This window comes from Filibacter tadaridae (assembly GCF_900609045.1).
GTDB lineage: Bacteria > Bacillota > Bacilli > Bacillales_A > Planococcaceae > Sporosarcina > Sporosarcina tadaridae.
Genome location: NZ_UXAV01000054.1, coordinates 1 through 15796, shown reverse-complemented (window position 1 = coordinate 15796; position 15796 = coordinate 1). Strand labels below are relative to the sequence as shown.

Sequence of the window (15796 nt, the reverse complement as noted above, 5' to 3'; positions counted from 1 at the left end):
ACAACTAAAATCCTCGTCTGAATACACTCTCAAAAGCTTCAGCATAAACCATTCCCGCTTGTCCACCACGATATGCAGCAAGACCTTTAATCGCCTCATTGCTTCTAGGATGAGGGTAATCTCTCATAACTCCGCGATATTGTGCAAGCGCCTCGATTTTTGTATCAACACTCACTTCACCGACTTCAAAAAATGTATTCGGTGAAAACTGATTCATTGCTGTATTAAGACCCCACTCTGTAGAGGATGGGACTTCCATGAATAGAAGTTCTCTTAACTGCGGAACATCATTTCTTCTTTGGAATAACCGGGCTGCAGCTTGGCAGGCCAGGGATGTATGTAAATGATCATTATTTAAGTCGGCGGGATAATGGGTTAACACCACATCCGCATTTGTCTCAATCATTGCATTTTCGATAAACTGGACAAGCTTTAGATGGGGCACCATATTAAATGCGATGTTTGGAAAATCACCTATAATAATTTTGTCAACGCCTAGTATATCCATAGAGTTATTCACATCTACATTAAGCTCATCAATTGTCGGACGGTAATTTCTTGCATTCACTTCACCCGATAATATACAGACATTTACTGAATGTCCTTCTTGGGCTAGCTTAAACATTGTAGCACCAGCGCCTAAAACTTCATCATCTGGATGCGCTACAACCACCAAATATGTCATATCTATTACCTCGCTTGTTTATATTTCTTAGTTAGTCAGTCAGTAATCTTTTGGATTTACAAGTTCACTCCTATTTACAAACTCCCAACCGCTAGATATTAGTTGAATATATCCAATAAACTCAATACTTTAATTCACATAAAAACCCTTGCCCAATAGGCCCACTTGATGAACAAGGGCGACTTAATGGTTTGATTTCACTGTCTGTTATAATAAGGTAAGTTGATAGCTTCCGAAAAAGGACTTTCTTTTGTGTAGTCGAATATCACCGTGGATGTCAGTATCTGGCACCACTAGTTTAGTTCAACACCGGCACCTTCCGATTAGCCAACCCAACCAAAGTATCCTTCAGCTCAACCTCATCCATCTCAAGCACCCTACTCAAAACATACTCCATCTCCAACCCACTAACCGGCTCCGCCTTCCCAACAAAAATCTTCGGAAAAACATGCTCGCTCTGCCGCTCATTATCATTCAACAATTCCTCAAACAACTTCTCCCCAGGCCGTATCCCTGAATACCTAATCCCAATCTCATCCTCACTATACCCCGACAACTTAATCAAGTTCTTCGCCAGATCCACAATCTTCACCGGTTCACCCATATCAAGCACAAACACTTCGCCCCCGGCAGCCAATGTCCCTGCCTGAATAACAAGCCGCGAGGCTTCCGGAATCGTCATAAAGTAACGGGTCATTTCCGGATCCGTCACAGTAACCGGCCCACCCGCTTTAATCTGTTTCTTAAACAACGGAACAACACTACCACGCGATCCAAGTACATTCCCAAACCGAACAGCCGCAAATTTCGTAGTGCTATTCTTCGCAAGATTCTGTACAATCATCTCCGCAAAGCGTTTCGTCGCACCCATGACATTCGGAGGGTTAACCGCCTTATCCGTAGAAATCATAACAAAGTGCGGGACGCCGAAGGTGTCCGCTGCTTCCGCAATATTCTTCGTACCAAAAATATTGTTCTTCACAGCTTCCATCGGGTTTGCTTCCATCAACGGCACATGTTTGTGTGCGGCTGCATGGTAAATGACATCGGGCTGGTATTCACTCACGGTGTCGAAAAGCCGCATGCGGTCTTGGACGTCTGCGATTACCGGAATGATTTCCGTGTCTTGTGAAACCTTTTGACGCAGTTCCATGTCTATAGTGTAGATGGAATTTTCACCATGACCGAGAAGGATCAATCTGCTCGGTCTGAATTCGCTCACTTGGCGACAAATCTCTGAACCGATGGAGCCGCCAGCTCCGGTTACGAGGATTGTTTTGCCAGTGAGTTTGTCTGATATGGCTTTCATATCGAGTTGGACTTCGTCACGTCCGAGTAAATCCTCGATTTTGACATCTTGCATATCGTTAACGGATACTTTCCCTGTCATCAAGTCTTCAATACGGGGAATCGTTTGTGTACGAATACCTGTATCGACGCAAATCTTCATCAAGTCCGCCATGGCTTGTTTAGACATGGATGGAATAGCGATGACGATTTTTTCGATATGATTATCTTTGACAAGATCAGGAATCCTGTTCGTGCCGCCTAGCACTTGTAATCCGTATATTTCCAATCCGCGTTTCGCTTTATCATCATCTACGAACAGCACGGGCATCATACCGGATGCCGGGTTCTTCAAGACTTGACGGACAATCATCGTACCGGCTTGTCCCGCCCCGACGACCATGGTGCGAATCTCTTCATCCGCATTCGAATGGATAACCGTCTCCCGTACAAGCCGCCAAGATAACCGCGAACCACCGATTAGTAGAATATGAAGCATCCATGTTAGAAAGAGTGCACGTAAGTAAATATCTTGTGTCAGTATAAATTGAACGGCTGCGACGACAACTATCGTCCAGGTGACCGCTCTGAAAATCGATTTCAATTCCCCGACTGATGCGTACGCCCATGCTTTCTTGTACAGGCCATAATGCCATGCGAAGAAGTGGTGCGCCAGCTGAATGGTGACGACGCTGATCAGCAACATCTTATTCGTAAATACGTCTATGTAGGGATGCAGTACAAAATAACCTATGTAGATGGAAAACAAGACGATAAAGGAATCGACGACAACTAGTAATGTCATCCGTTTTTTAATGGTCATAATACACTCCCTCGTTCCTAGCAAATCAGACTCCCTATGTATCGGTCCTGTCCAACAGACTAATAATCTTCCTTATTCAATACCAATTTCCAATACCAATAGGTTGATTATACTACTTCACTTCTTGATGTTCCACCACTTTTTTGGAATTATCAATTCTGGTTCTAAAATGACAAGCGTGTCATTCGTTAGGATACGCTCGTTGTTGGCTAGTAAAAGTTCCGCTTCGGCATGAAATCTCTTCTTTTCCAGCAGATTCAGCCCTTTTTCAAATAAAAACGGTCTTGTGTCCAAGTTGTGAACATCCGATCCATATGTATGGATAAGGTTCGACTCGATGAGTTGCAGCGAAATCTTCTGCACTGTTTTGCCAAAGTGACCGGCCACACTCCCCGCTGTGATTTGGGCGAGGGCCCCGTTGCGGACAAGCCGTTCGAGACGCGCGGGTTTTTCGGCGATGGCCCGGTTGCGTTCGGGGTGCGCGATGATCGGGATGATTTCTTTTTCAAGCAACGATTGAATGATTGCTGTCGTATAAGCAGGAACAGATTGTGTCGGCAATTCCAATAGTAAATAATTCGAGTTTGCGAGTAATAGCGCTTCCTCGGCCTCTATTTTCTCGATGAGGTCCTCGCATAGCCGTACTTCTTGTCCGGGGTGTAGCTTGACTGGAATGCCGGCTGACTGGACAGCATCCGCCAGAAGTGTGAGCTGACCTTCTATTGTAGTGCGCGGGACGTGGTAATGGGGATTGAAGGCGTGCGACGTGGCGATTATGTCGGTGATGCCTTCACTTGCCGCTTTTTCCAACATGCGCATGGTGTCTTCGATTGTTTCCGGTCCGTCATCGACGCCGAAAAGGATATGTGTATGCATGTCGATCATATAAGTCTCTCCTCTCTAGGTAAAAAGAAAAAGAGTACAGGCGTAAATCGCCCGTTACTCTCCGGCTCCGTAATATTGGTAGTAGTAATGGTCCTTTTCAAGGACAAAGTTGTTCATAAGAACGCCAAGGATGTTGGCCTTGGAGGAATCAAGTGCTTCTTTCGCTTTTTGGATACTGGCTTTTTGCGTATTGCCTGCATTGACGACAAGGATTGCCCCATCGCATTTATTCGATAGAATTTGAGCATCCGCAACGGATAACAGCGGCGGTGCATCAAAAATGATAATATCATAGTCTTCAACCAGTTGATCGATAAGCATGTCCATAGCTTTCGAACCTAACAGTTCGGCAGGATTCGGCGGGATGGGACCGCATGTAATCAGCGTCAAACCATCAATTTTCGTCTCTTTTACAACATCGGCCAGTTTCCATTTGCGGGTCAGCAAGTTGGATAGCCCTGTTGTGTTCGCCGTATGGAACGTGTAATGCATCGTCGGCTTTCGCATATCAGCATCGACGAGTAAAACGTTCTTGCCTTCTTGGGCGTAGACGATAGCAATGTTGGCAGCGGTTGTCGACTTCCCTTCACCAGGTGAAGAAGAGGTGACGATCAAAGACTTCAGTTCTTTGTCAGGTGTTGAGAAATTGATGTTGGTACGGACAGTGCGGTATTGCTCCGCGACAAGCGATTTTGGACTGGCATCTGCGACCAGCTTTCGCGCCATCGTTTGGGTGGATGCCTTTTTCTTTTTAGCCACTTTGCTCATCTCTCCTTTCTTCTCTGTTTCAGAGCGTCTATTGCGCTTGGTGCCTTGACTTCAGGAATCGGGCTGATAAGTCCCAGTATCGGTAAGCCGAGCAGTTCTTCGATGTCGTCTTCCGTTTTGACCGTTGTGTCCAAATACTCTAACAGGAATGCAATCCCTACGCCTAGCATAAGACCGATGACGGCAGCGATTGCCATATTGAGATAAGGATCCGGTTTAATAGGTGCCGGATTTTCCGCAGGGATCGCCTTCGATAGGATATTGACGTTATCGACGTTCATAAGCTTTTGGATTTCTTCCTGGAAGACGATTGCTGTTGTATTGGCAATGTCGACGGCCCTGAACGCCTCAGGGTCTTGTACGCTAATACTGACAACTTGCGAGTCTTGTTCGCTGTTGACGGTTAGTTTACCGGAAAGCGCTGCCGGTGTCGTGTCGAGGTCAAGGTTTTTAATGACTTTCGAAAGGATAGCAGGGCTTTTGATAATAACGTTGTATGTATTGATGAGTTGAAGATTCGTTTGTATGTCTTGTGCGTTGAACTGACTCTGCTCGACTTTTTGCTGATTGACGAGGATTTGCGTCGACGCTTGGTAGATCGGTGTCAAGAATAGAAAACTGATGACGCCCGCTGCAGTTACTGCTAGCACGACGGCTACCAGAATAAGGACCAGCCTTTTCTTCAGCGTTTTGAATAAATCTTGTAAACTGATGGTTTCCTCCATACGTTACATATCTCCTTTTTCACTAACATTCAATTTCGACTTATTATAGCACAGATTGCGGAAGTGTCTCTTGTTTATTGTGGAAATATGACATATTTGACGGAAAAAATGGTGCGTAAGTGGGTTGACTAACTATTTTACTATTTCTATCGTTTACACCCTATTTATAGGAAGACATCTCTGGTGAACTATGGTAAAGTTCCACTATGAAAAAAATTCTATTTCTTTTATTGATTGTCGCTGGACTATTCTTTTCATCCGGACAGACGTACGAAGAACAAACATTAATCCCTTCACTTGCTGAATGGCTACCGGATAAGCCATTGTTAGAACCTCTATCGAAGCTGGAAATCCCTTATTGGGGAAAAATCATTTCAGTCGAAGAGCGGGGCTATTACCCGTTTGTTGAGTTTTTGCTACGCAAAAGCGCCCATTTTTTCCTATTCGGCTTGTTGGCGACCGCGGTGTATGCGGTGTTGCCACGGTTTACGCTCCGTTCTATAATCGCGTTGGTCATTACGCTCGGACTTGCGATAGCGGATGAGTATCATCAGTCGTTGACGGGTGGACGGACGCCTTCTTCGCGCGATGTACTGCTGGATACGGCGGGCGCTATTACGTTCATTGCCGTGTTGCGTATTGTGTTGGTTGCACGGGGCGGGCGGAAACGGAAGCGCCGTGGAAAGCTATAAACACCCGGGGACCGAACTCAAAAAAAACGCTCAAGTCTAGTAACTGACTTGAGCGTTTTTTAGTTGGTTCGGATTAATCACCGGCCGACCGCTTTACTTAGAATGCTGTCGCGGCGTGTTTTTTTCATCGCTTCGTATTCATCTTTGAAGCTTTGCGCGTACGATTTGTTGTACCCGTTATTCACAAGTTCAGCTTCGACTACTTTGAGGGTACCGTAGAAGATTGCGTCCGTGCTCGCCTCAAGTTCATTCGCAGCGGCCATGTATTTATTGTAAAAGTAACCGTAGTTTATGCTTTCGCCGTTCGCTTTTTTTGAGCTGTACTCTTGCTTGGCACGGCCTACGAGGGCATTAATCTTCCCATTGGCTTGTGATTCCAGGTTATTGAAAACCGGTGTGTATGTGTTTTTGATAGTCGCGACTGTCGGTTTGTTGGCCTGATTCGCGCTACCTGTTCCAGGTTTGCTCGTCGTGGTACCGGCTTGTTTGTCTGTAGAAGAATTGTTGTTGCTCGTACTATCGGTCTTGTTGTCTGTTGAAGACTTATCGGTGCTAGATGTGCCGGTTTTATCATCTGTGGCTTTATCGTCCGTAGTTTTCGCTTCATCGGAATCGGCTGCTGAACCGGAGTCGTTCGTTTCGATGATGTTCCCGTTTTCATCCACTGTAATGGATGTGCCATCTGGCAATTCGACTGTATATGGATCCGCAATGATTTCCGTAACTTCGGCATCCGCTACATCGTATTTTTTAAATTTCAAAATGTATGTTAGGTACGCCGCGATACCTAGTATGATGACAATCAGTATGATAATGGCAATCTTCCATGGTTTTTTCATCATGCACCTTCTCTCTCGTGTTAGTAGCTAGTTTACCATGAAGTGGTGTCTGGGTGTAGTTTTATCTTGGATACTGGGTGGGAATTGTTGGTCTATGTTGAGATTTGCCGAGGACTGTCAGTAGGTGGTTGCAAAATCCGTGCGTTCTAGTAGAAAGTTTCAAGTGCAATGGCTTACCCACACAACTAGCAGGGTGCCGGAATACCGACACCCCCTGTGTGTACTACTAGAGTGTCAGACTACCGACACTCTTTGCACCATCCAAATTGTGACAGTACCTGGCATCCCGTGGATTAACCAGAAGTCTGTACCGGATACAAGTTAACCTTTACTCTTCAGTTTCATGTATGACTACGAAATTCAATCCGCTTCCACTTTTAAAAATGTGATAAAGCCCCTTTGATTCATTCACTCGCATCGGCATTTCCCTTGTTCGAATATCGAGCTTCCCTTTTAGTTTATAAGCTTTTAGTATTTTCCCCTCAAACGAACTTTTGCTTATAGCGATGATAATCTTACTGCCGCCACTAAGAATGATTTCCGTCTCTTTACTAGATAGCTTAATTGTATTTTCAATATGATGCAAAGCAAACCAGACACAGTCATTTTCCTCAGGTGATTTACTCGGAAACCAAAAGATCCCGAGTTTTTCAATCACATTGACAGGATGCATTTTGGTATCTCCCAAAATCATATTGGCACTTTCTCTGGCACCTTTTAAACTAGAGCCGTAGTATTTCAAGTTGAAATCGATAAGTTCGGTCGGATTCATCTCTACCACGAATGGAGAACCGCCATCGAACACTTTGGTGTACAAGTTACCCGCATCATCGTACTCCGGTAAAAATAAAATGGTGTTATACGTTATTATATATTGTGCCGAACGCTTCATTCTTCATTCTCCTCCTGTATAAATCCCTTTTATCTATTCTTCCAATCCCTGTTCCTGGATTAGTATGCTAAAGCGCTATTGATCCAGCTTGACTCTTCACCCACTCCTTATCCCACTCAGCCATTTTCTCATCGTTGTTCTTAACTTAATTTCCCGAGTTGCAATGAAATTAGTCGAACCTTAGCGCATCTCCTTTTCTACGTATTTGTTAATTCGACACAAGAAGTCGATTCTCCTCTTTTTATTTTTAATTTTTTGAATTGAAATTTGATTCGTAGTAATTTTACAAGCATCTACTTTCGTATCCTCATGTATAAAGGCATTCAGTTAATTCACTACAATTGCATATTTATAAGATGCGGATTAGATAAGTGCCTGAATTTTTAATGGTTTCCGTATAATTATACAGTTGCATGAATTGCTTGTTATTTTTTTTTGCACAGGTGCGTGCAAGTTTTCTACAAAGACTTAATAATCCAATTACCTCTACCCATAAGTCCTTTTTCGACCCCTGATTCTTCGATTATGGTATGCCAAACGTCATGAACTCTCGTTGGATTGCCCGTTTCTTATGAACTACGATGTAGTCACCCGGGAATACAATGTATCGTGCACGGTCTGGAAGGCCGCTCAAATGATGAATTTTGAAGACGTTTTGGAACAATATGAACCAATGATTTCCGCCTCTATCCGCAAACTGAGTATTTACCGTGATCATGAAAGTTTCAAACAAGCAGGCAGAGTTGCACTATGGCAGGCATGGAACCGATTTGACATCGCCAAGGGGAACTTTACACCGTTCGCCTATCGAAGCATTCGAGGTGCCATGCTGGATGAATTGAAAAGAGAAAGTCGGTTTGACGAGAATGTCATGCGGATGGATGATGAGCTATTGGCGTTTACAATTGGTGGCGAATTCGATGTTCATTCCGGCGAAAAAAGTGAACTTGCAGAAGCACTGGACCTATTGTCGCCTGCTGAGCGGGAACTTGTCCGGTGGCTGTTCGTTGAGGGTTTTACGTTGAAGGAATGCGCGGAGAAGGTTGGTATAACGGTTGCGGGTGTTAAGAAACGGCGGGAGCGGATGTTGGTGAAGTTGAGGGGGGGAATAGGTGTAGGCTCTTGTTAGTTAAGGTAGTTCCTATTTCGATTTCTTTACTTACGGGATGCCAGGTACTGCCGCAATTTGAGGGACGCAATTAGGGTGTCAGTAGCCTGGCACCTTAATTGATTGAAGCGTGAATCAACAACATCCGTCGGATAATCAAATTTTACTGTCAAAATAGATTGCCTATTATTCTATTTATAGCTAGAATAGTAGACAAATAGTACTTCTTGTCCCACTTCTATAATCCAACTAATCTATTACCCATTTCAAAGGAGAGACAACATGAAAAAAGTCGCATTTTCAGCACTTGCTGCGGGTTCACTGGCCCTTTTTGTCGGAGTTTCAGATACAGAAGCTAGTTCGTACGCCGTTCAACCTGGTGATAGTCTTTGGAAAGTTGCCGCGGCACATGCTGTTTCGGTATCAGATTTGAAATCGTGGAATCAGTTGACGTCAGATATGATTCATCCGAATCAGACGTTGAAACTGGCTGCGTCTTCTACAGTGGTGGCAACAAAGCCAGCTCAAAAGAAGCCCGTTAAGCAAAGTACCACAGTTGAATCTTCACATCTATATGTGGTTGCTTCCGGTGATACATTATCCCGGATTGCGCAGCGACATCAAACAACTGTCCGTAGTATTCAGCAACTAAACGGACTTTCTGGTGATCGCATCTTTGCTGGGCAATCGTTGAAAGTGACGGGCACAACTGGTTCAACGCCAGTTGTATCGAAACCGGCCGTACCAAAGAAACCTGCCCCTACCGTCTCAACGACCGGCACAGTTCGTGTTGTAGCGGGTGATACGTTGTCAGGCATTGCTTACCGACAAGGGATTACGGTTACGCAATTGATGAACTGGAACAACCTAACTTCGAGTAACATTCGTGTGGGACAAGTCTTGAAAGTTGAAAATGCACTTGTTGCGACACAACCAAACACGAAGCCGGTATCCGCGCCTGTAGTGTCTCCTTCTGTTCCCACGGGTTCCGGAACGGTTGGCTCTGTTATTTCAACAGCGACTTCGCTTATTGGTACACCGTATGTATGGGGTGGCTCGACAGCTCGAGGATTTGACTGTAGCGGCTACATCTATCATGTGTATAGTACTGCGGGCGTGAGCGTTCCCCGCACAAATACGATTGGATTTGATGCACGTTCTTATGAAGTAAGCAATCCGCAAGTTGGCGATCTCGTATTTTTCAAGGATACGTATCGGGCGGGCATTTCCCATATGGGAATCTATCTTGGTAATCATACATTCATTCACGCCGGTGGTGATCGTGTTCAGATTTCGAGTCTACAGGCAGGTTATTGGGCACAGCATTTTGATAGTTTTAAACGGCTTTATGCGATGAATTGAATGAAAGTCCACTACGTGAATGATGTAGTGGGCTTTTTTGGAGTACCTGTGCGTGGCACTATTCCGACAATACACTACAATTACATATTTATAAGCCAGAGATTATATAAGCACGCGAAAAGTTAGACTATGCCGTATCTTTATACAATTGCATGAATTGTGTGTTGTTGTTTGTCGCACAGGTACACACACAATTTGCTATTGGAAATAACCTAGTCTATAATTTAAACAAATAGAATTGTAAAATTCAAAGGGAGTGTTCTTATGTCGAAAATCAAAACAAAAAACAGGCCATTGAAAGTGTTAATGGCAGGGGCAGTCGCTCTTACACCAGTATTAGCTGTCGGTGTAAATGCGGATAAAGCTAGTGCCGCAACGGGCTACGCATCTATTGATGCACTTATTGCAGATTTAAACACTGCCTACGATAAGTTGAGTGATGCTGACCAAGGCCATCTAGTTGCAGCCCAGAATCAAATAAATGGAGCTCTTGCAGAAAATGCATGGGAGGATAATATTAACTCACTATTGAAAGACCAAAATAATGATAATGCAAGAACAGTAGTCAAAGAGTTAGTAAAGCTATTGGCTAGCTCCCATTCAGTTATCGGTTTGGAGAATGCATTCAAAGAATTTGATAAAAACGTAAGCGATGATAATTTAAAGAATGCATTCGGTGAAGACATAACGAAGATAGAGTTCGTTAATTTCCTTGTATTTGTTGAATCAAATGTTTTTAAGGAATTAGGAAAAAAGGATAATTTCTCTTCTTACTATGATATTTTTAGGGACGTTTTATTGCAATCAGCTACGAGTGATAACTATCCAAAAATTACAGATGGCATTAGAAAAACTGTTAAAGTCGATGAAGTTCCTACCGTATTGCAAGGTATCCTAGCTAAAGCTAAAATTACCGATGATCAAAAAGATGCCTTCGTTAAATTAGCGAAAAACTACAACCCTGCAACTCCTCCAGTAGGTGGCGGTGGCGTCACTCCACCGGTAACAGATATCCCGGATAACGACAATGGTCAGATTTCTACAACACCTGATTCTATGGAATCCAACCCACAAGCTGTCATTGATGCGATTAACGATTCAAAGGAAGTAAATGAATTAGTGTTAACAGTTGAAGAGACACAAGGAACTGTAGGAATTCCAGCGCTTGTAATGAATGCGCTTCTAGAGAAAAATGGTAGCGCTGCTATCGTTGCACAAGTTCAAGGTGCATCTTATTCAATTCCAGTGAAAAATGTTGAGATGGCAGAAGCAGCTAAGCAATTAGGTGTAACAGCTGCTGAACTAAAACTTACTATCAGCATTACACCAGTGTCGAATATTCTAGATAAAGACACACGCTATAAGGTTCTTTCAAAAGCAATAGACTTTAAGGTTGAACTTGTAGCACCTGATAATAAATCTGTTGAACTTAAATCGTTCAAACACCCAATCACTCGCGGCATTGAAGCTAATTCTAACTTGAATCCGGCGACTACTCTCGGTGTAGTTGTACAAGCTGATGGGTCCATTATTGCCGTTCCGACATATGTCAATGATGAAAAAAGTGCTCTACTACGTCGCTCAACAAACTCTACGTACACATTAATCGAGCACTCTAAAACGTTTATCGATGTCGACAAAGGTGCGACATGGGCTGAAGAGTACGTTGAAAAGTTAGCTTCTAAAAAGATTGTCAATGGTGTTTCTTCTACATCATTCAAACCGTCTAAAATTGTTACACGGGGCGAGTTTGCAGCGATTTTAGCACGTGGTTTAGGTATTGTCGCAACTGATGCTAGTAAAACAGGCTTTACAGACGTTTCAACTAGCCAAGGTGTCAATAAAAACGGTGAAATCACAGCAGTAGCTGAAGCTGGATTAATTGCTGGATATAAGGATGGAACGTTCCGTCCATACGAAGAAATTACACGCGATCAAGCAGCTATTATGATTAGCCGTGCAATTGACTTTATCGACTCAAAAGACGTGAAACTTGATAACTCGAAAAAAATAACTTCTTTTAAAGACTACGACAAAATCGGTGCAGCATCACGCACACATGTTGATAAAGTATATAAAGCTGGTTACTTGGATGGCTATACAGATAACACATTCCGTCCGTTAGCTGATGCAAATCGTGCGCAAACAGCAAAAATCCTTTATAACTTCTTGCAATCTATTAAGTTCATTAACTAAGTTTGTTCCATTGCGACTGGTGTCAGTAACTGGCACCGGGTGTGTAGTATGTTAAAAAGCGTATTGCCTATTTACAGGCAATACGCTTTTTTGTCGATTATCTAAATGCACAGAAACTATTTTTTTATACAAAAAGAATCCGCGGAGAACTGAAGCTCTCCACGGATTTTTTGCGCCATCAACCAGGCTCACTACGTCTATTTCTATTGTATGAAAGGAATATCCTACATACACATTGTACCATAATCTTCTGCAATCTAAAAGACTAAGTTTCTATTAATTCATTTTGATAGTGTTCTATATAAGAAGACGGAGAAATCTGCGCGGCTAATATTTTGCGCTGGGCCAAACTTGCCGCCGCCGATCCCTTCGGTAATTCCATTTAACGCAAGAGAATTGATAGCTTCATAGGCAAAGCTTCCTTTACTGTCATTGAAATAGTTCTTCTCGGACAACGGAAGGCTAAATCCTCGTTGCAAAATAGCGGCCATTTCTGCGCGTGTCAATTTACCGTTTGGATCAAACTTTGTTCCACTTTCTTTCCCTCGGATAATGCCTTTACCTGCAACCGCAGCCACTTCTTTGTAAAATGCCATGCTTGGTGCCATGTCAGTAAAGCCTGGGTCTTTAACATTGTCCAGTGGAAGCTTTAACGCACGTGCAAGCAAGATTGCTCCTTGTTGTCTGGTCAACTCCTGATAAGGACCAAATGAGCCATCTGCATAGCCTGCAATGATGCCTTCATTGACAAGTGCACTAATTTCTTTTTCTGCTCTGAATGTCAATCCTGTATCTTTGAAGAGACCTTCTTTGAATTTTGCATTATAAACTGCTTTTACATCATCAATCATGATGGACCCTTTTGTTTTGAGAGAAGCAGTCGGCTGAGCAATATAGATTTGCTTCAGGGTTACATCCCCTTCTACAGCGGACGGTATTTCTGCAGTTACATAGTTCCATCCAAGCCATTTCAAACCGTTTTCCGGCGTGAAATCAATTGTATATTCTTCTCCTGTACTATCTGCAATTTTACCACGAAGCCATGTCTGACTTGCGTCACCATACACACGTGCAGTTAGCTTCACTGGTTTCCCGCCTGTTTTCATCGGTGTCTTCGCGTTGATGTAAGCAGCGGAAGTCCCGGATTTCCCAGTGAAATCATAGGTTAATTTCAATGCGTTGCTGCCTTCAAATGCGGGTTCTTTTGCACTGTTAGTGGAAATCTGTGCTGTACCGTTTACCGCACTCGCTTGCCAATTTTTTATACTTTCCATTCGATCAATTCGATAGTATTCGCCTGTGATTGCAACTGAAATTGTCACTTTTTTATCGGCTAGTTTTGCTGTAATCGTTCCGCTACCATTTGTTGTCGTCGCAGTGAAAACGCCTGCCGCAGTAATTGTTCCAATGTTCGGCGTCACTGACCATTTCACAAGCGAAGGGTCAAATATAACTTCCCTATTTTTGCTGTCCAACGCTTTGACAGTGATGGTCTTCTTTTCGCCTGCGCGGACTTCAACGCTAGGCGTAGAAGGTGTGACTTTCGCTATAGACTCAACGACTTCCAATGGAATAGTCCCTGTTGCACCGTCACCTTGAATAGTGATTGATCCAACACCTGCTTTTTCAGCCGTGAAATTCAGACCATTTGTTGAAATCAAACCTTGTGGTGACGAAAGTTTCATATTCTTTGTACTAAACTTCACGGGATTATAATAGTTGTCCATCACATGATTGAGTACTACTGAACCTTTTGTTCCTTTTAAATAGACACCCTTTTTCGCAAGCTCTGCAGATACAGTTGCCGATGTTCCTTTTGGAGCAGTCGAAACCGCGAATAGTGATGTTGAAACGGAACGTTCACGGCCATCTGATGGCCTATTGAACAAAGAAACATTGAAGTCCCCTGGTTTACGGACAGCCATTGTCGTGGAACCGCCTCCGTCAAGATTTAGGGCACGATCCGCCCCGATGGAAACAAGGTATTCGGCAAACTCTTTCAAAGCCATTCCTTTGCTATACGGCGCTTGTCTACCGTCGACCGTTACCATGAACACTTTTGTGCCCGTCTTGTCGATTGCAATCGCTGTACGCGGTGCGCGTTCTCTAGCCCGGTCACTCGTAACGTCGATTCCCAAGTCCACTTTGCCGTTTTTCACAAGTTCAGGACCTGATGTCAACATGAATGACGAGCCTTTCCACTGCTCGTCGATGTTCGTCGTAATGGAAATCTTTTCACCAATCCCAATGTCTTTTACAATCTGCATGGCCTCTCCATGGGCAGACAAGACAAATCCGTCTTTTGGAATCGTAGATGCCGTTTGATCTCCGCGCTGTCTAACAGCAGAGACTGTACCTGAAACCGTTTCCCCGAAGTTAAGGGCAGTTCCACCCGACACGCCTGAAATGACAAGCTCAATCCCAAGGGCATTTGTTTCAGTTGTCGGTTCCGGATAAAGCGGTGTATATAAAATGAGATTATCATTCGAACGGTGTTTGTCCGTACTCGTAATTGGATAATCCGTTCCAGCATGGTTGAATGAAAGACTTAGATTATACGCATCAATTTTTCCTTTGCCATTTTTGTCGATGCCGAAAGCAATCGGTTGATTGACATATTGGTCGGATCCTGACGCGATTATTCCAGCATTCATCAGCCTGTCCCGATAAGCGATCAAGTACATCGGTAAATGGCCTTGATCAGCTGACCAGAAAAACGATCCGTTGATGGCACCGGCCACTTGTTTACCGGGACCTGTATATGCGTTTGCCTGCTTTGTCGTAGGGCTTAGCTTATTTAACGGTGTCGGGTAGCCGACATCAACAGTCGTATAAGGATCCTTCAAGTCGACCGTCATATGACGGATAGCTTGCGGGTACCCGGAAATTGTCTGTTGGTTATAGTCGTACTGAACGCCGTTTGAAATTTTAATCTGTTCTTTTCCTGTAGCGAATGATAGTGCAGGAAAAGCAAGCAAAAAGACGAGTGACATCGTTACAATTCGATAGATTTTAGTATGTGTAAACACTTTTTCTAGCAACCTCCAACCTCTTATGTAGTAAGTCTATTATAAACGCTAATTCTACGAAAATCATAAGATAGTGGAAAGTATTGCACATTCGTACTAATTGACTAGCGTGGGTGGATTACCACTTAACTATTTATGTTGACGTAAAGAGTCCTCTTAACAACGCTCGGCGCTCGGGGATGCCTCCCGCAATAAGCCTGCCAGAAGACCGCGAGGCCACTGAAAAAGTCCAACTTTATCAAATACCGTTGATTTCCGTTCCGAGCGGACGCTTTCCGCGGGCACGGCTTCAGCCGCTTCCCTCGCTGCGCTCAGTCCAGGGTCTTCAGCTCGTGCTGTTCCCGCAGGAGTCGCCGCTCTCCACTACAATCAACTAGTTCTCACTATAAAAAAGTACCCCAGATAGAACGATCTTTCACTCAGTAGAGAAAAGGTCGTTTTTTTTGTATAATGAAAGTAACAATTATCCTAGGCGGTGTTCCCGATGATCTCCAACCAACAGTCC

Annotated in this window: 12 protein-coding genes; 4 read left to right on the top strand and 8 right to left on the bottom strand. The window is 43.8% G+C overall.

Annotation, left to right across the window (positions count from 1 at the left end; all coding sequences use genetic code 11):
- Positions 1 to 4: 4 nt before the first annotated feature.
- The 5 genes from FILTAD_RS15085 to FILTAD_RS15065 form a co-directional block, all read right to left on the bottom strand.
- The gene (locus FILTAD_RS15085; RefSeq protein WP_124071801.1) at positions 5 to 685 is read right to left on the bottom strand and encodes a PIG-L deacetylase family protein; all 681 of its coding nucleotides are present in this window, start codon (positions 683 to 685) and stop codon (positions 5 to 7) included.
- A 298-nt stretch (positions 686 to 983) separates the two neighbouring features.
- Entirely contained in the window at positions 984 to 2795 is a 1812-nt protein-coding gene (locus FILTAD_RS15080; protein WP_124071800.1) for a polysaccharide biosynthesis protein, read from the bottom strand.
- 117 nt (positions 2796 to 2912) lie between these two features.
- Positions 2913 to 3680 carry a tyrosine-protein phosphatase gene (locus tag FILTAD_RS15075; RefSeq protein WP_124071799.1) on the bottom strand — a complete coding sequence of 256 codons (768 nt, stop codon included), beginning with the start codon at positions 3678 to 3680 and terminating at the stop codon, positions 2913 to 2915.
- A gap of 54 nt (positions 3681 to 3734) precedes the next feature.
- On the bottom strand, positions 3735 to 4448 hold the full coding sequence (locus tag FILTAD_RS15070) for a CpsD/CapB family tyrosine-protein kinase (protein WP_415579413.1): 714 nt from the start codon (positions 4446 to 4448) through the stop codon (positions 3735 to 3737).
- A complete protein-coding gene (locus tag FILTAD_RS15065) occupies positions 4445 to 5173 on the bottom strand; it encodes a YveK family protein (RefSeq protein ID WP_124071798.1) in 729 nt (242 codons plus the stop codon). Before FILTAD_RS15065 ends, FILTAD_RS15070 begins: the two co-directional genes overlap by 4 nt.
- Before the next feature lie 206 nt (positions 5174 to 5379).
- Between FILTAD_RS15065 and FILTAD_RS15060 the strand changes: the two genes are divergently transcribed.
- Entirely contained in the window at positions 5380 to 5865 is a 486-nt protein-coding gene (locus FILTAD_RS15060; RefSeq protein WP_124071797.1) for a VanZ family protein, read from the top strand.
- 77 nt (positions 5866 to 5942) lie between these two features.
- Here FILTAD_RS15060 and FILTAD_RS15055 read toward each other — a convergent pair whose 3' ends face one another.
- Both FILTAD_RS15055 and FILTAD_RS15050 read right to left on the bottom strand, forming a co-directional pair.
- Positions 5943 to 6704, bottom strand: coding sequence for a hypothetical protein (locus FILTAD_RS15055; protein ID WP_124071796.1), 762 nt, complete (start codon positions 6702 to 6704; stop codon positions 5943 to 5945).
- A gap of 328 nt (positions 6705 to 7032) precedes the next feature.
- Complete coding sequence (locus FILTAD_RS15050) at positions 7033 to 7596, bottom strand: competence protein ComK (RefSeq protein WP_124071795.1); 564 nt, start codon at positions 7594 to 7596, stop codon at positions 7033 to 7035.
- Between the two features lie 634 nt (positions 7597 to 8230).
- Between FILTAD_RS15050 and FILTAD_RS15045 the strand changes: the two genes are divergently transcribed.
- From FILTAD_RS15045 to FILTAD_RS15035, 3 genes are all read left to right on the top strand, one after another.
- Complete coding sequence (locus FILTAD_RS15045) at positions 8231 to 8725, top strand: sigma-70 family RNA polymerase sigma factor (protein WP_124071794.1); 495 nt, start codon at positions 8231 to 8233, stop codon at positions 8723 to 8725.
- A 261-nt stretch (positions 8726 to 8986) separates the two neighbouring features.
- Positions 8987 to 10066 carry a C40 family peptidase gene (locus FILTAD_RS15040; RefSeq protein ID WP_124071793.1) on the top strand — a complete coding sequence of 360 codons (1080 nt, stop codon included), beginning with the start codon at positions 8987 to 8989 and terminating at the stop codon, positions 10064 to 10066.
- 264 nt (positions 10067 to 10330) lie between these two features.
- Positions 10331 to 12262, top strand: a complete 1932-nt coding sequence (locus FILTAD_RS15035; protein ID WP_124071792.1) for an S-layer homology domain-containing protein — start codon at positions 10331 to 10333, stop codon at positions 12260 to 12262.
- Between the two features lie 281 nt (positions 12263 to 12543).
- Here FILTAD_RS15035 and FILTAD_RS15030 read toward each other — a convergent pair whose 3' ends face one another.
- The gene (locus FILTAD_RS15030) at positions 12544 to 15303 is read right to left on the bottom strand and encodes a phosphodiester glycosidase family protein (protein WP_124071791.1); all 2760 of its coding nucleotides are present in this window, start codon (positions 15301 to 15303) and stop codon (positions 12544 to 12546) included.
- Positions 15304 to 15796 lie beyond the last annotated feature (493 nt).

Bases quoted from the DNA above. Each gene is read 5' to 3' on its own strand.
- FILTAD_RS15070 (WP_415579413.1), bottom strand. From the start codon at position 4,448: ATGAGCAAAGTGGCTAAAAAGAAAAAGGCATCCACCCAAACGATGGCG.
- FILTAD_RS15080 (WP_124071800.1), bottom strand. From the start codon at position 2,795: ATGACCATTAAAAAACGGATGACATTACTAGTTGTCGTCGATTCCTTT.
- FILTAD_RS15075 (WP_124071799.1), bottom strand. From the start codon at position 3,680: ATGATCGACATGCATACACATATCCTTTTCGGCGTCGATGACGGACCG.
- FILTAD_RS15040 (WP_124071793.1), top strand. From the start codon at position 8,987: ATGAAAAAAGTCGCATTTTCAGCACTTGCTGCGGGTTCACTGGCCCTT.
- FILTAD_RS15050 (WP_124071795.1), bottom strand. From the start codon at position 7,596: ATGAAGCGTTCGGCACAATATATAATAACGTATAACACCATTTTATTT.
- FILTAD_RS15035 (WP_124071792.1), top strand. From the start codon at position 10,331: ATGTCGAAAATCAAAACAAAAAACAGGCCATTGAAAGTGTTAATGGCA.
- FILTAD_RS15060 (WP_124071797.1), top strand. From the start codon at position 5,380: ATGAAAAAAATTCTATTTCTTTTATTGATTGTCGCTGGACTATTCTTT.
- FILTAD_RS15065 (WP_124071798.1), bottom strand. From the start codon at position 5,173: ATGGAGGAAACCATCAGTTTACAAGATTTATTCAAAACGCTGAAGAAA.
- FILTAD_RS15045 (WP_124071794.1), top strand. From the start codon at position 8,231: ATGATGAATTTTGAAGACGTTTTGGAACAATATGAACCAATGATTTCC.
- FILTAD_RS15085 (WP_124071801.1), bottom strand. From the start codon at position 685: ATGACATATTTGGTGGTTGTAGCGCATCCAGATGATGAAGTTTTAGGC.
- FILTAD_RS15055 (WP_124071796.1), bottom strand. From the start codon at position 6,704: ATGAAAAAACCATGGAAGATTGCCATTATCATACTGATTGTCATCATA.